The organism is Asanoa ishikariensis (assembly GCF_900107455.1).
Taxonomy (GTDB): Bacteria; Actinomycetota; Actinomycetes; order Mycobacteriales; family Micromonosporaceae; genus Asanoa; species Asanoa ishikariensis.
The window spans coordinates 242,139-257,499 of record NZ_FNQB01000006.1; the positions used below are offsets into that span (position 1 = coordinate 242,139).

Consider the following 15,361-nt stretch of genomic DNA (forward strand, 5'->3'; position numbering starts at 1 on the left):
CCCGACGCCACCCGATCCGACTACCGCGGAACCTGGATCCGCCCCTGCACCGCGGCGAGCGCGATGTCCCGCCGAACCACCGCGTCCGCCAGCGTCACCTGGTCGACCAGCGCGTAAGCCGCGTCCCGGGCGGCGGCCAGGTCCGGGCCGGTAGCGGTCGCCGAAAGCACCCGACCACCTGCGGAAACAAGCGCACCCGAGGAGGAGCGCGCCGTGCCCGCGTGGACGAAGCCAGGACCTTCAGCGCCAGAGATCACGTCACCGGTACGGGCGGACTCCGGGTAACCGGCCGACGCGATGACCACCGTCACCGCGGCACCCGGCCGCCAACGCAACGGAGGCAACGCGGCGAGCGTCCCGGTGGCCGCCGCCCGAAGCAGGTCGGCCAGCGGCGTCTCCAGCAGGGCGAGCACGACCTGCGACTCCGGGTCGCCGAAGCGGGCGTTGAACTCGATCACCTTCGGCCCGCCGCTGGTCAACGCCAGTCCGACGTAGAGCAGCCCGGCGAACGGCCGACCACGCCGGCGCAGCTCCGCCAACGTCGGGTGGACGACCTGCTCGAGCACGTCCGGCACGAGCGACGACGGCGCCCACGGCAGCGGGGCGTACGCACCCATCCCGCCGGTGTTGAGCCCGGTGTCACCCTCGCCGATCCGCTTGAAGTCCTGCGCCGGCAGCAGCGGAACGGCGGTCTCGCCGTCACACACCACGAACAGCGAGACCTCGGGCCCGGCGAGGTACTCCTCGACCACCACGCGACCGCAGTCGGCCGCGTGCGCCAGCGCGGCGTCCCGGTCGTCGGTGACCAGGACGCCCTTGCCGGCCGCGAGCCCGTCGTTCTTCACCACGTACGGCGTGCCGAACCGATCGAGCGCCGAAGCGACGACGGACAGGTCGCTGGTGGACACCGACGCGGCGGTCGGCACCCCGGCGGCGTCCATGACCTCGTTGGCGAAGGTCTTCGAGCCCTCGATCTCGGCGGCCGCCGCGGTCGGGCCGAAGCAGGCGATGCCCTTGGCCCGCACCGCGTCGGCGACCCCGGCGACCAACGGCGCCTCCGGACCGACCACGACCAGGTCGGCGCCGACCTCGACCGCCAGCGCGGCGACCGCGTCCGGGTTCATCTGGTCGACCGGAAACAGCTCGGCGACCTGGGCGATGCCCGGGTTGCCGGGTGCCGCGATCAGCGTGACACCCGGCGAAGCCGCAAGACCGATGGCGAGGGCATGCTCACGCCCGCCGTTACCAATGAGAAGAATGCGCACGATGTCGGATCCTAAGGGGTGCGGAGAAGCTCGTGGCGTACGACGTTCTCCTCACGGCCCGGGCCCACTCCGATGACCGACACCCGGGTGCCGCACAGCTCCTCGATCCGCTCCACGTAGGAACGGGCCGCGGCGGGCAGTTCGGCGAAGGTGCGGGCCTTGGAGATGTCCTCCCACCAGCCGTCGTGCTCCTCGTAGACCGGCACCGCGTGGTGGTAGTCGGTCTGCGACATGGGCATGTCCGAGTGGATCGTGCCGTTGATCTCGTACCCGACGCAGATCGGCACCTTCTCCAGGCCGGTGAGCACGTCGAGCTTGGTGATCACCATGTCGGTGATGCCGTTGAGCCGCACCGCGTAGCGCGCGACCACCGCGTCGAACCAACCGCAGCGCCGCTCGCGACCGGTCGTCGTGCCGTACTCGGCGCCGACCTTGCGCAGGTGGGCTCCGTTCTCGTCGAACAACTCGGTCGGGAAGGGACCCGATCCGACCCGGGTGGTGTACGCCTTGGCGACGCCAATCACCTGGGTGACCGCCATCGGCGGGATGCCGGCGCCGACGCAGGCGCCGCCGGCCGTCGGGTTGGACGACGTCACGAACGGATAGGTGCCGTGGTCCATGTCGAGCATGGTGGCCTGGGCGCCCTCCATCAGCACGATCTCGCCGCGATCCAGCGCCGACCAGAGGATCTCGCGGGTCTCCGCGATGTACGGGCGCAGCCGCTCGGCGTACGCCAGGTATTCCTCGACCACCGAATCCGTGTCGATCGCCTTGCGGTTGTAGACCTTGAACAGGGTCTGGTTCTTCTCCCGCAGGGCCAACTCGACCTTCTTGCGCAGGATGCCCGGGTCGAGCAGGTCCTGCACGCGGATGCCCATCCGCGCGACCTTGTCGCCGTACGCCGGACCGATCCCCCGACCCGTCGTGCCGATCCGCCCCGAACCCAGGTAGCGCTCGACGACGCGGTCGAGCGCGCGGTGGTGCGGCATGATCAGATGCGCGTCACCGGAGATCCGCAGGCGGGACACGTCGACGCCGCGCTCCGCGAGCCCGTCGATCTCGGCGAGCAGCACCTTGGGGTCGATCACCACGCCGTTGCCGATGACGATCACGGCGTTGGGCGAGAGCGCACCGGACGGCATCAGGTGCAGCGCGTACTTCTGCCCGTCCGGAGTGATCACCGTGTGCCCGGCGTTGTTGCCGCCCGAGTAACGGACCACGTAGTCGACCTGCCCGCCAAGCAGGTCGGTAACCTTGCCTTTGCCCTCGTCGCCCCACTGCGCGCCGAGAAGCACTATCGCTGGCATCTTTTTCGACCGCCTCCACGGGGCTCGGGTGCCAGGGTGGCGACCGCTTGGCGAGCCCGAAGTGTCAGGCTAACAACAAACGAACAGATGCCTGCTTGGGGCGCGAGGAGACCGACCGTGTACGACGTGGTGCTGCTGACGCTTGCCGAGGGCGCGGGTGAGGCGTGTTGCGGAGCGGACGCCTGTTCGACGGACACCCTGCGGGCGCCGGTTCGGGCGTGTCTGGACGCGCTCGCCGCCGCCGGTGCCCGGGTCGAGACCGTCACCGCCCACTCTGACCAGGACATCGACGCCGCGCTGGCGCGCTTCGACGGTCCCGCCCGCGAAGACGGTCTGACCTGGCCCGACAGCGACAGCAAGACCCGGCTGGTGGTGGCGACCGCGACGGACGGCCAGTTGCGGCACGTGGTGCGGCGGCTGGTCCGCCGGTACGCGCCACCGCCCAGCCGCCGGCCCGCGGACCTCGCCGGAAACCGGACCGTGCCGGACCTGCCGGCCCTGGCCGTGCTCCCGATGGGCCCGGCCTCCCGCGACCTCGTCACCCAGCTAGGCCTCCCGCGCGACCCGGCCGAGGTCGCGGCGGTCGCCCTCGGCGGCACGGTACGGCGGCTGGACCTGCTGCGTACCGATGCCGGCTCGGTCACCCTCGACGGCGCCCTGGTCGGCGGCCGCGGCGAGGGACAGCCCACCTGGCGCGGCCGGGTCGAGGTCGACGACGCCGTGCTCACCGATGGCGAGGACCAGGTGCTGGCGTGCGCGGTGGGCAACGCCGGCGGGTACGCCGAGCTCGACGGGTTGCCGCTGCTGGCCGGCGCCGACCCGACGTCCGGGCAGATCGAGGTCGCGGTAGCCGTCCCGGTGGTCTCCCGGTCGCTGTTCGGCAAGGCCAAGGTGCGGGTGGAGGTACGCCGCGCCCGCGGCCGCGCCGTCGCCGTGCTGCCGCGCGACGAAGAGGTGCCGTTCGTCGACGACGGCGTGGCCGGCAAGCTGACCCGCAAACGATCCTGGTGGATCGAACCCGGCGCCTGGGCCGTTTACACCCACTGATCTCCCGGCGGTCGGCCACACACGCGAACGCCCCTTACTCTTGGTGCTGGTGTGACCGCTGTTGTGGAGGTGACCGGCGTGGTTGACGATTCGGACCGGGTCTACCGGCCCAGTGGCAACGGCGCGGCGCAGTGGCCGGGCGCCGAGCAGCCATGGCCGCCGGCCGAGCCCGACGCCGGGTCTGCCGACCAGGATCCGGCCGAGCCCGGTCCCGGTCCCGTGCACGGCGGTCCGGGGCAAGGCGGTTCGGTGCACGGCGGTTCGGGGCACGGTGGTTCGGGGCACGGTGGCCCGGTGCACGGCGGTCCGCCGGTGCCTCCGCCACCGCCGCCGATCCGGGTGCCGGCACCGCCCGCGCCGCCGCCGATCAACCGGCCCGGCATGCCCATGCCCGCGCCGGCGCTGCCGCAGCAGCCCGGGCCCGGCCGCAACGCACACCCGCCCCGCTCCGGTCCTGGCAACTACCCACAGCCGCCGGTGCCGCCGCACGGCGGGCCGGTCTATTACCCACAACCGCCGGCGCCGCCGCACGGCGGGCCGGTCCATCGCCCGCAACCGCCGGCGCCCCCGCACGCCGGGCCGGTCCATCAGCCACAACCGCCGGCGCCGCCGCACGCCGGGCCGCCCCACCACCCACAACCGCCGGCGCCCCCGCACACCGGGCCGCCCCATCACCCACAACCGCCGGCGCCCCCGCACACCGGGCCGCCCCATCACCCACAACCGCCGGCGCCCCCGCACGCCGGGCCGATTTACCGGCCGCAGCCGCCGGCACCGCCGCACCCGTCGGACTACCCGGGCGCCGGCCCGAACCCGCCCGCACCGCGCCCGCCGGCGATGCCGGGGCGCCCCCCTGCGACGCCGCCGGCGCCGCCCGGGCAGGCGCCTCAAAGCGCCGCCGTGCCCCTCCAGCGCAACGGTGATGGCCGGGTGGCTGGCACCCCTTGGTCCCAACCTCCGCAGCGTCCGCCGACGCCGCTGGCCGGTCTGCCGGCTCCAGCGCCCACCAGCCCATCGCCCACGCACGGAAGCGCGTTGCCGCAACACCAGGGCAGCCCACCGGCCCACCCCGCCGCGTCGTCGCAACCCGCCGGGGACTCAGCGGACGCCCCCCGGGGATTGCCGCAACACGACGGCGCGCGGGAAGGGCACGCCAGCGCGTTGCCGCAGCACGACGGCCCGCGGGACCAGCACGCCAGCGCGTTGCCGCAACACCTCGGCGAGTTGCCGCAACACCCAGGTCCGCCCGGCGAACACTTCTCCGAGCCGCCGCAACCTGGCGGCGGCCGGGAAGAGCAACCGAGCGGGTTGCCGCAACACAGCGGCGGACCTCGGGAGCTACCCCACGGGTTGCCGCCCCGCGAAGACGGGCAAGCAGAGCAACGCGGCGGGTTGCCGCAACACAGTGGCGCACCCCCGGAGCAACCCCGCGCGCTGCCGCAACGCGAAGACGGGCAAGCAGAGCAACCCGGCGGGTCGCCGGAACACGACGACGAGCCAGAAGATCAGCCCAGCGGGTTGCCGCAATACGACGACGAGCCAGTCGAGCAGTACGGCGCCTTGCGGCAACACGACGACGAGCCAGAAGATCAGCACGGCGTTTTGCCGCAATACAACGACGCGCCGGTCGAGCAGTACAGCGGCTTACGGCAGTACGACGACGAGCCAATCCAGCAGCACACCGGGTTGCCGCAACACTTGGGCGCTCCCCCGCAACACCCTGGGGCGCCGCGTTCGCCGAATGCCTCGGTGCCGCCGCACGTGCTCTCGATGGCCGGCGACCTCGGACCCGGTGAAATCGCTCCTGGGGTCGTCGAGGTGCCGCAACAGGGCGTCTACCGGATGCCTACGCCGTCGGCGGCGCCCGCGACTGCCAATCCCCGCGCCGACCGGGCGCCCGACGGTGCCGTGCCGACCGCGGACGACTTCGCCCGTCGCCGGGCTTTGCGGGCGCCCGACCCGATCGCCACCTCCGGGGTGCGCGCCGTGGTCAACCGCACCTCGATGGGCCTGGTGAAGCTGCCGCCCGGCACCCACGAGCGGGAGCGCCGTCAGGGCATCGACACGATTCGGCGCAACTTCGGCGGGCTGCGGCAGGTCACCGTTGTCAACCCGAAGGGCGGTGCGGGCAAGACCGTTGCGATCCTGCTGCTCGCGATGACCTTTGGGCAGAAGCGCGGCGGGTACGTGCTGGCCTGGGACAACAACGAGACCCAGGGCACCCTGGGCATGCGCGCCCAGCAGGACTTCCACAACCGCACGGTGCGCGACCTGCTGCGCGACCTGGCGCAGTTCCGCGGGGCGCAGGGCCGGGTCGGCGACCTCTCGCAGTACGTGCGGGCGCAGGGCGAGGGCATGTTCGACGTGCTCGCCTCGGACGAGTCAGCGACCGCCGGCGAGATGCTGACGGCGGCCGCGTTCGCGCACATCCGCGACGTGGTCAGCCGGTTCTACAAGTTGATCTTCGTCGACACCGGCAACAACGTGCGTGCGCAGAACTGGCAGGCCGCGATCGACGCGACCGACCAGCTCGTGGTGACGATGTCGGCCCGCAACGACTCCGCCGAGACCGCCGCCCGGATGCTCGACCACCTCGAGCAGACCGGCCGGCACCGGCTCGTCCGGCAGGCGGTCACCGTGGTGTCGATGCCGCCGTCCCGGCGCGAGATCGACCTGCCGCCGATCGAGAGCCACTTCGCCGCGCGCACGCGAGCCGTCCTGCTCGCGCCCTACGAGCGCCTGATCGACACCGGCGAGCCGCTCCGGTACGCCGGCCTCAGCCGAGAGACCCGCGACGCTTGGTTGCGGATCGCGGCTGCGGTGGCGGAGGGCCTGTAGATCTCAGCCGCTGAGGGCGTCGGCGGCCGCGGGGTCGCAGTCGCGGACAAACTGGGCGCACCGGGCGGCCTCGTCCGACTCGCCGATCACGTCGGCGGCCCGGGAGAGCACGTAGAGGCTGTGCAGGAAGCCGCGGTTGCCCTCGTGCGACCACGGCACCGGCCCGTGGCCCTTCCAGCCGCTGCGCCGGAGCTGGTCCAGGCCCCGGTGGTAGCCGGTGCGGGCGTAGGCGTACGCGGTGACCGCGCGGCCCTCGTCGAGTGCCCGCTGGGCCAGCTCGGCCCAGGCCGCACTCGAAGTCGGGTGTGCGGCAGCGGCCTGCTCGTAGGCGGCTTCGCTGCCGTCCTTCGCGGCCGCTTCCAGGGCGGCGGCCGCCGCCTCGTCGACCGGGATCCGGGTCGCCGGCGGCTCGGGCATCAGGTTCTGCATCAGCACATTCAACCGTGTGACCGAGGGCCGACGTTGGCTGAACGGCTGAGGCTTTCGTCACGCGTGCGGCGGAAGTGTGTACCGGCAGTCAGGACTACAAATAGAAATACGGAGCCTCCCCAGGACCCCGGTGCGAGAGCCCGGCACTGCCGGGCTCTCGCGTACGTTGTGGTGCGTGCCGACTCCACCCCCCGCCGACATCGTCGCCCTGCCCGACTCGACGCCTGACGAGATCGAGTCGCGGGCCGAGCTCGACCACCACCTCCGCCGCGGCAGCCTCGCCGGTCTGACGGTCCAGGGCCTGCGCCTCGACGTCGACCCGATCCCGGAGCTGGCCGACGTCGACCTGACGGACGCGCTGTTCGTCGGCTGCCAGTTCGAGACGCCGGAGATCGAGGCGGCGTTGGTCCTGCGCGGGGCGCACGTCATACCCGGCTTTCCGAAGCTGCCCTACCCGAGCCACCCGGCGCGGCTCTACACCCCCGCCGACCTGTCGGCCGGGTTCGACAACGGTGGGTTCGCCGGCATGTACGACACGGTGGTCTACGACCATTTCCGCGCGGCCGGCGGCGCGACGCCGGAGGTCCGCGAGGCACTGGCGCAGCGGCTGCACGACCACGCGATCGACAACGGCCTGGCCGACGTGACGCGGACCTGGATCGCCGAGCACGGTGCCGACACGGTGGTCGGCGTGATGGGTGGGCACGCGGTGGCACGCGGCTCGGCCGCGTACCGGCTCGCCGCCACCCTCGGCTGGGAGCTCACCCGGGCCGGCCAGCTCATCGTGACCGGCGGCGGCCCCGGGGTGATGGAGGCCGCGAACCTGGGCTCGTACCTGTCGAGCCGGCCGGCCGAAGACCTGACCAACGCGATCGACGAGTTGGCGGCCGCACCGGACTTCCTCGACCACGAACCGTTCACCGCAGTGGCGCTGAAGGTCCGTGAGCGGTTCGCGCCGGCCGGCGACGACTGGCCGCGGCAGGGCGGCCTGGCCATTCCCACCTGGCTGTACGGCCACGAGCCGGCCAACCTGTTCGCGGGCCGGATCGCGAAGTATTTCTCCAACGCGATCCGCGAGGACATGATCCTGCGGCTGGCCCGCGGCGGCATCGTCTTCGCGCCGGGCCGGGCCGGCACCGTGCAGGAGGTCTTCCAGGCCGCGACCAAGACCTTCTACGGCACCGACGGAGCGAGCGGCGCGTACGTCTTCCTCGACTCCGAATACTGGACGAAGACGCTGCCGATCGAGACCCTGCTGCGCCCACTGATGGCGCTGTCCCGCTTCGGCGACCTCTCCACGACCATCCACGTCACGGACGACGTCCGGGAAGCGGTCCGGGTCCTGACCGAAAGCTAGTCCTGGCGAGAGCGCGGCAGGCAGCACTTCTTGTACTTGCCACCGGAGCCGCACCAGCAGGCGTCGTTGCGCGCCGGCGGCCAGGGCACGACCCGGCCGGGCTCGTCGATCTGCTCTGCGTACTCGTCGAAGACCTCGTCCTCGGGATCGTCGCTCTCGCGGTCCGCCAGCCACGCCGCCAGCTCGTCCGCGGTGCCACGCACGAGCCGCGTCTCGCCGGTCATCCCGGACTCCGCGCAGAACGCGAAGATCCGCTCGATGTCGGCCCGGTGGTCGTCCCAGGTCGGCCCGCAGGCGCTCGCCACTTCGGGAAGGATCTGCGCCAACCGTTCGAACTCGGCGCCTGGGAAGAACAGGACCGGACCGCTCAGGGCCGCGGTGAGCTCGGCGCGCTGCTCCGCTTCCTCCGCCGCCTCTAGCTCCTCGGCCATCTCGTCGAGCTCGTCGTGCGGCAGCTCCAACTCGTGCCGGACGTTGTGCCGCTCGGTCACGAGGCGGTAGACGATCTCGGTCGCGAGTGCGCCGGCCTCGTCGAGCGGCTCCTGCTCGGGCACGCTCGCGCGCGCCTCGTGCACTGCCGCGGTCAGCCATTCGTGGGCCGTCTCGCCACGGTCGCCGGCCATCAACGCTTCGGCGATCGCGGTGGCCGCGTCGGGGTCTTGCGTCAACAGCGGTCGCAACGGCGTCAGCTCGGCCATCGCCTCGTCGGGGCGGTCGAGCACGAACAGCAACTGCGCCCGAAACATGCGCGCGAAGTCGAGGGACGGGCCCGGCTCGTCGTGCGCGGCGATGGCCCGCTCGATGAGCGCGAGGCTGCCGGCCATGTCCTCGGCCTCGAACAGCAGGTCAGACGCCATGCCGAGGGCGATCGGGACATCAGCCGGGTCGGCCAGCCGACCCTCGTCGACGACGGCCGCCAACTCGGCGGCGCCGGCCGCCGGCGCACCGCGCTCGGTGGCGCTTTCGGCGATCTGGGCGAGGTCGTCACTGCTCAGCAGGGAGGCGATGGTCACGGGGCACTCTAACCGTCGGTCAAACGACCAGACGGATCGGTTCAAGGAGCACCGCCGCCGCGCCCTCTTGGTCACCCAGCCGGGCGGCAAGCGTGGCCACTGCCAGCGCTGGTGGAAGGGCGGCAGCGAATTTCAGGCCAGCCAGCGCACGCTCGTCCACCGAGGGAAGGCGGAGGTCGTTCTCTGCGCGGGTCCGGGCATCCGCCCAGTCGGCTGGAGTCAGTTCGGCACGCAAGCGGACGGAGGTGTCGTCGAAGCCATCGGCAACGCTCCCGAACGTAGCGGCCAGCGTGGCGTTGGCCCGGACGCCCGCCCAAGTCCACCACCGCCGGACCCCGCCGCGCGGAGGACCGATGACGCTGCCAGCTGACCACGCCAGGTCAGCCTTCTCGGCACGCACCCGCTCAAGTTCGGCGATCGCCCGCTTGGTCAGCTTGATCGGGGGATCCACGCCGAGTAGGACCTGCCGCATCGCCTGCGCGAGTGGATAGCTGAGTCCTGCCAAGCCCCCGCTGTGCCAGCGCGCCCGCCCACCACCAGCGGCTGGCTCGACGAAGCATCGTCTGCGGCTCCAGTCGATGTGCGTAACCCGCCAGCTCCTCCCGCCAAGCAAAAGCCGGCGCTCACCGTGCGCCTGACCGGCAAGCAGGCGTGCGTCGACCTGGCCGAGCTCGCCTCGCCCCAACAGCACCACGAACTCCGGCGGGCCGGTGAACACCGCGGTCAGCTCCGCGAAATGGCGGCGTCCGAAGATTTCCTCGGCCCGTGCTCCGACGAACAGCATCCCGCCGTCCCGTTCCAGAAATCCCTGCTCCGTGAGGTGCTCGACGATCGGCCCAGCAGCCGGGCCGGTGAAGGGCGATAGCTGGTTCCACGCCGCGGGCCACAGCGCGTCGCCCACTCGCGCTTCCTGGAGGCAGAGGGCGAGTATCTGTTGGGCGATGATGTGCCGTGGCTCGGGAGGCGCCGACACGGCCTCCACCCAGCCCTTCGCCCAGAGTGTCAGCAGGGCCGCAGCAGCGGTCAGCGCCTCTCCGTCGAGAGTGAGAAGCAGGCAGTTGCGCGCATTGCCCAGTCGCCGCCCGGTGCGGCCGAGCCGCTGCAGGAACGACGCGACCGTACGCGGAGCGTCAATCTGGATGACCCGATCGAGGTCGCCGACGTCGATGCCGAGTTCGAGCGTGCTCGTGGCGACGATGACACAGTCGCGCGCCTCGGCGAACGCCTCCTCGGCCTGCCGGCGGGATTCCACCGACAGTGACGCGTGCGAGAGAAACGTGGTTACGCCCTTCCCGCGGAGCAACTGCCCGAGCTCCTCGACGGTCTGCCGCGACTCGCAGAAGACAAGCCGCTTCTCTCCGGTGTGCAGGGAGGCGATCACCGTGGCCGCGTTGGCGAGCGTGCCCACATGATCGAGCTCGATGTCGCCAGGCGGAGGGGAGGCGCGCCATCGCACGCCGGATCCCACCTGGTCGGGCGATATGACCACCCCGGGCCGTTTTCCCGAGCCCTGAAGCCACGTGAGAAGCACGTCCGGGTTCCCCACGGTCGCCGACAGGCCGACCCGTTGCAAGGGTCGGCCGGCGACGTTGGTCAGCCGCTCAAGGATGGCCAACAGGTGCCAGCCGCGGTCGTCACCGGCGAACGCGTGCACCTCGTCGACGACCACAGCCCGCAGGCCCGCGAAGAGTCGGCGGTGGTCGACGTTGGCACTGACCAGCATCGCCTCCAACGACTCCGGAGTGGTCAACAACAGTTCGGGGGCGCCCGCGAGGATTGCCCGCCGACGGGCTGCGGTGACATCGCCGTGCCACAGCGCCGCGTCATAGCCCAGCCAGTCGGCGTACCGACGTACCCGGGGAAGAAGGTTGTTGAGCAGGGCCTTGAGGGGCGCGAGGTAGAGCACTGATGTTCCGGCCCAGCCGTGTTCGGCGATCCTCGTCAGCAGCGGTAGCACCGCGGCTTCTGTTTTTCCGCCGGCCGTGGGTGCGACCAACACCGCGTCAGAACCCGCGAGCAGTGGAGCGACAGCCGCGCGTTGGAGGGGGCGAAGGTCCGCCCAGCCGAGGGTGTTGACCAGGTGGTGGGTGACCACTGGGTGCAGATTCACTGCTCCGGCAGCTCAACGTCGTCGGCGGACGCGGCAGCGTTGCGTTCGACCTCGGTCAGCTCGTCGTCGCGCAACGTGGGCGTGTAGTGCGTCTCGGGGTGCCAGTCCGGGAACTGGTCGACACGGTCGAACACCTCGGCGACCAGCTTCTTCAGGTAGATCCTCGGTGCGATGCCGACCTGGCCACCCAGACGTCCGGTCACGGAGCGGGCCAGCCGCCCCAACACCGCGTCGTCGACGATCTCGGTCACCCGCGGGCTCGCGTACACCTCGCGCGCTCGGCACCCCAGGTCGACGAGCGCTTCAATGGTGAAGCCCGGCAGCCGAAGCTGGGTGGCGCGCGGGTTGTCCCATCGTGGGTCCCCGGTGAAGTCGGTTGCCAGCCGCTGCGCGAGCGGCGGCAGTCGCTGGACGCCCTGGTTGCCGTCGAAGAAGGCCGGTGTGCCGGTGATCACCAGGTAGAGGCCGGGGAAGCGGCCCGCGGAGACGTCGTCGATGAGCTGGCGCAGCGCGTTGAGGGCTTTGTCCCGGGCGTCCGAGCGGACCCGTTGGAGTGTCTCGACCTCGTCGAGCACCAGCAGGAGGCCGCGGTGGCCGCTGTCGCGCAACACCACCAGCAAACCCTGGAGAAAGCTCAGCGCGGCGAAGTGGTCCAGGTCCCCCTTGACCCCGGCGATCCGGCGTGCCGACGCCGCGACGTGTGGCTGGCCCGCCAGCCAGGCCGCGACAGCGTCGGCAGCAGCGGCATCACCGGCCGCGGTCGCCGCACGATATCCGCGTAACGCGGCCGCGAAGGCCGGGGTATGCCGGGAGACCTCGCGAAGCCGCTGTTCGAGCAGCTCCGTGACGGCTCGTTCGAGGCCGGCGGCGTCGTCCTCGGCGGTCGTGCCGGCCCCCAGGACGTCTTCCTCAAGAGCGAAGATCCAGTTGTCGAGTACGGGTCGCAGCGCACTCGGCGGAAACTGCTCGGTGCCGAGGTGCTCGACCAGCCGCCGGTAGACCTTCTCCATCCGGTGCAGAGGGGTCTCCAATTCCGAGATCTGCACCTCGGCGGACGCGAATCCGCGCTGCTTCGCACGCTCAGCCAGCCAGCGGGTCAGGAAGGTCTTGCCAGCGCCGTACTCGCCACGTATCGCCTTGAACGCGCCGGACCCGCCAGCCACCTGGTCGAGGTCGTCATCGAGCGCCGGCGCGAAGCGTTCCAGCCCGACCGCCAGCACGTCGAGGCCGTTGGCCGGCACGGCTCCGCGTCGCAGGGCGTCGACGACGACGCGGCGACGACGCTGCGAGATGTCGGTGATCACCTCGGCTCCAGCTCGAACTGCTCGGTGAGCAGAGCCTGGTTGAGATGGACGGTGTGCCGGTCGGGATCGATCGTGAGAACGGGGTAGCCCTCGACCTGGAGCAGCCTGCGCAGCGCGGTGATGGTGCCGGTGATCCGGTGCGCCGGCACCCCGGCCCGCGCCGCGAGGGTGTCCAGGGTGGCCCGGCCGCCGCCGTCGACGAGGGCACGGACGATCGCGGCGACGCGCTCATCTGTTATCGGCACTCGGGGGTCCCGCCGGGTGGCATACCGGTCGCTGGCCAACAACGCGTCGGCCAGATCCCGTCGTTGGCGGGGTGCTGCCTGCGGTGTGGCTGTCACCAAATCGAAGAGCTGCTCAGATTGAGTCGGCTGAGCTCGGGGTGGGCGGCCCGCCCGGCCGGCCGGCGGAACATCGGCGCCGGGTATGGCCAGCCGCTCCCGCCACCAGGCGGGGCTGGCGACCGGTCCGGGTTCCCACCCAGGCACGGACGTCTCGCCGGCCACGAAGACCAACAGCGGGATGACCGCCTCAGCCGGCGCCGCACCACCGTGATAACCAGCCTTGCGCGGCCCGTACCTCAGTTCCTCCCGCCAGAGGAGGACCGCCGCACCGTCCGGGGCGACCCGGCTGCCGGTTATTGCCACCTCGCCCGGACCGAGCGGCCCCCCGACTGCCCGCCAGCGGTTCTCGCTCGACGGACTGGGCACGACCCGCGAGTCGGGACCTCGGTCGATCACGTGGCCGTGATCGGAGGTGATCACGACGACCCGGTCGCCGGCCGCCGCGAGGAGGTCCCGGACGGAGGCGACAGTGTCCTTGCTCCACACGACGGTGTCGGGGGTGCTCCGGTCGAGAGCGTCGTCGACGGTGTTGATCACCGATGCCACCAGCGGCACCGCATCATCGGCGAGCGCCGCCAGCACGTCACCATCGAGAGTCGCGCCCGCACCGGCGCGCAAGCCACCCTTGTGCAGCAGAAGGCCGTGCGGGAACCGGCGCGCGAAGGCCGTCCGTTCCGCCTGCTGCTGGCCGACCGCGATGGCTCCGCTGAACAGCGAGCACCTGCTCACCTCGGTTACGGTCGGCAACGCGGCCAAGACGCCCGCGCGGTGGCCGCCGTCGGGAGTCAGTTCCACCCAGGCACTCGAGAGCGACTCGGCGAGCTCGGTCGCGCCCGCGACACCCATGCCGTCGAGCACCAGGAGCAACACGCGGCGGCCGGTCCCGAGGATCGGCTCGACAACGCGGGCCAGCACATCTTCGACGCGAAGCATGCCGCCGGGCTCGCGTTCCGCCGCGGTGGCCGCCGCGAGCTGGGCGGCGAACTGCTCGTCGTGCCGCGCGCGACGGGCGTCCACCGCGTTGTGCAGCAGCCGGTAGGCCTCAGCGACGGCTGGGTCACGGTCGCCGACGAACACGTCAAGGCGGGCCCGGTCGACCCAGCCGTCGTCGCCGACGTGGCGCCGGACGGCCCCGTCGATGGTCGCCGGGGGTGGACCATCGGGGCTGGCGAGCCAACGGAGCAGGCGGGTCGCCATCCGGGCGACCTCGACGCGATGCGCTTCGGCCCCACGATGCGCTTCGACCGCGGCGAACGCGTCCTGCACCCGCCGCACCGCCGCAGCGGGCGCGGCGGAGGCGGCACCGCCCGCCGGCAGGGCCACCCGCACGACGTCGGCGAACTGGCGCAGCCGCTGGGCGAAACCGCTCGGCAGCAGGGTGGAGGAACTGAGTAGCGTGGTCATGTCGATCTCGCGCGCGATCTCCTCGGCGCGATGGAGCACTCGCAGCGCGGCGTGCCGGCCCTCGTCCTCGCCGTCGAACATCCGGTATATCCAGGACTCCGCGGCCGCGTTGAGCGCCTCGGCCTGACGCGCGGTGAGCCGCATTCCCCCGAACCGTGGTTCGAGGCGGGCGCGCGCGGCCGCGGCCGCTACCGCCGTGCGTTGGTCCGCGGTCCAGAGGATGCCGGCCAGCAGTCCGAGCGCGACGGTGTCGACGCCGTGGCCGGCCCGCACGACAGCCATCACCGGTTGGCCGGCGGCCCCGACGGTCTCTGTCAGATAGCCGCTCACCCCCTCGACGACGTCGGCCGGCAACTGCAGGAATGCCATTTGCGCGGTGGCATCAGTGGTCCACTGCAGCAGACCCGAGGCGTCCAGTGCACCGGCATCCACGCCGAGCAACTCGGCACTGACATGCCGCAGGACGTGCTCACGCGTGAGGACCGAGCCAGCCGGAACCGGCCAACCGTCGCGGCGCGCCGCGCACGCGATGCCACGTGGCACCCAAGACCCGTGGATGACCAACGTCGGGTCGAGGAAGGCCACCCCGAACGCCTGGCGGACGAGGTCCCACGGATCGATCGGGCGGACCGTGTGCTTGCTCAGATGGGCGAGCACACCGTCGCCAAGTTCCGCGTCGTCGAGCTCGGTCAGGAGCACCAGTCGCTCGCCGGCGGGGAGATCATGGATCGCGGCACGCGCCACGAGCGGTGTCGGGCAGGGCACCACGCGCACGGTAGTGCCGTTGACCGTCAGCGCTGGTTCGCCAAACCACTCCGGACGGCCGCGCAGCGCCATCGCGACGGTGTCGTCGCCTTGCTCTGCGAGCCACGACTCGATCTTGCGGCGTACCGCCTCGGGGTGGGCTGCGGTGGTCGTCGTCATGCCGGCTTCCCCATGGTGG

General features: G+C 71.8%; 11 protein-coding genes and 1 pseudogene. 3 read left to right on the plus strand and 9 right to left on the minus strand.

Annotation, left to right across the window (positions count from 1 at the left end; genetic code table 11):
• Positions 1 to 20 precede the first annotated feature (20 nt).
• Positions 21 to 1,265, minus strand: a complete 1,245-nt coding sequence (gene purD, locus BLV39_RS40590) for a phosphoribosylamine--glycine ligase (protein WP_090804525.1) — start codon at positions 1,263 to 1,265, stop codon at positions 21 to 23.
• A gap of 11 nt (positions 1,266 to 1,276) precedes the next feature.
• The gene (locus tag BLV39_RS40595) at positions 1,277 to 2,572 is read right to left on the minus strand and encodes an adenylosuccinate synthase (RefSeq protein ID WP_090804528.1); all 1,296 of its coding nucleotides are present in this window, start codon (positions 2,570 to 2,572) and stop codon (positions 1,277 to 1,279) included.
• A gap of 117 nt (positions 2,573 to 2,689) precedes the next feature.
• On the opposite strand from BLV39_RS40595, the gene BLV39_RS40600 reads away from it, so the two are divergent.
• On the plus strand, positions 2,690 to 3,619 hold the full coding sequence (locus BLV39_RS40600) for a diacylglycerol kinase family protein (RefSeq protein WP_090804530.1): 930 nt from the start codon (positions 2,690 to 2,692) through the stop codon (positions 3,617 to 3,619).
• A gap of 1,098 nt (positions 3,620 to 4,717) precedes the next feature.
• Here BLV39_RS40600 and BLV39_RS45295 read toward each other — a convergent pair.
• Together BLV39_RS45295 and BLV39_RS45300 are read right to left on the minus strand one after the other, a co-directional pair.
• Positions 4,718 to 4,939, minus strand: a complete 222-nt coding sequence (locus tag BLV39_RS45295; protein ID WP_090804532.1) for a hypothetical protein — start codon at positions 4,937 to 4,939, stop codon at positions 4,718 to 4,720.
• An 18-nt stretch (positions 4,940 to 4,957) separates the two neighbouring features.
• Positions 4,958 to 5,215, minus strand: a complete 258-nt coding sequence (locus BLV39_RS45300; protein WP_090804535.1) for a hypothetical protein — start codon at positions 5,213 to 5,215, stop codon at positions 4,958 to 4,960.
• A 300-nt stretch (positions 5,216 to 5,515) separates the two neighbouring features.
• Between BLV39_RS45300 and BLV39_RS45305 the strand changes: the two are divergent.
• Positions 5,516 to 6,457 (plus strand): annotated as a pseudogene (locus tag BLV39_RS45305) (MinD/ParA family ATP-binding protein); the annotation flags it as partial.
• 3 nt (positions 6,458 to 6,460) lie between these two features.
• Here the strand turns inward: BLV39_RS45305 and BLV39_RS40620 are convergent.
• Positions 6,461 to 6,886: a DUF3151 domain-containing protein gene (locus BLV39_RS40620; protein ID WP_090804713.1), complete on the minus strand. Its 426-nt coding sequence runs from the start codon at positions 6,884 to 6,886 to the stop codon at positions 6,461 to 6,463.
• Positions 6,887 to 7,061: 175 nt separating this feature from the next.
• Here BLV39_RS40620 and BLV39_RS40625 point away from each other — a divergent pair, with 175 nt between their 5' ends.
• Positions 7,062 to 8,243 (plus strand): LOG family protein, encoded by a 1,182-nt coding sequence (locus tag BLV39_RS40625; RefSeq protein WP_090804537.1) that lies wholly within the window; start codon positions 7,062 to 7,064, stop codon positions 8,241 to 8,243.
• Here the strand turns inward: BLV39_RS40625 and BLV39_RS40630 are convergent.
• From BLV39_RS40630 to pglZ, 4 genes are read right to left on the minus strand one after another with little or no spacing between them, the layout of a single operon-like run.
• Positions 8,240 to 9,256 (minus strand): SEC-C domain-containing protein, encoded by a 1,017-nt coding sequence (locus tag BLV39_RS40630; RefSeq protein WP_090804539.1) that lies wholly within the window; start codon positions 9,254 to 9,256, stop codon positions 8,240 to 8,242. The two genes, BLV39_RS40625 and BLV39_RS40630, sit on opposite strands and share 4 nt — an antisense overlap.
• 19 nt (positions 9,257 to 9,275) lie before the next feature.
• Positions 9,276 to 11,366: a DEAD/DEAH box helicase gene (locus BLV39_RS40635; RefSeq protein WP_090804541.1), complete on the minus strand. Its 2,091-nt coding sequence runs from the start codon at positions 11,364 to 11,366 to the stop codon at positions 9,276 to 9,278.
• Positions 11,363 to 12,670 carry a BREX system ATP-binding protein BrxD gene (gene brxD / locus BLV39_RS40640; RefSeq protein ID WP_090804543.1) on the minus strand — a complete coding sequence of 436 codons (1,308 nt, stop codon included), beginning with the start codon at positions 12,668 to 12,670 and terminating at the stop codon, positions 11,363 to 11,365. Before brxD ends, BLV39_RS40635 begins: the two co-directional genes overlap by 4 nt.
• Positions 12,667 to 15,342, minus strand: coding sequence for a BREX-2 system phosphatase PglZ (gene pglZ / locus BLV39_RS40645; protein ID WP_090804545.1), 2,676 nt, complete (start codon positions 15,340 to 15,342; stop codon positions 12,667 to 12,669). Before pglZ ends, brxD begins: the two co-directional genes overlap by 4 nt.
• Positions 15,343 to 15,361: the final 19 nt, after the last annotated feature.

Coding starts and splice junctions, on each gene's coding strand:
- BLV39_RS40595 (WP_090804528.1), bottom strand. CDS start 2,572: ATGCCAGCGATAGTGCTTCTCGGCGCGCAGTGGGGCGACGAGGGCAAA.
- BLV39_RS40620 (WP_090804713.1), bottom strand. CDS start 6,886: ATGCAGAACCTGATGCCCGAGCCGCCGGCGACCCGGATCCCGGTCGAC.
- pglZ (WP_090804545.1), bottom strand. CDS start 15,342: ATGACGACGACCACCGCAGCCCACCCCGAGGCGGTACGCCGCAAGATC.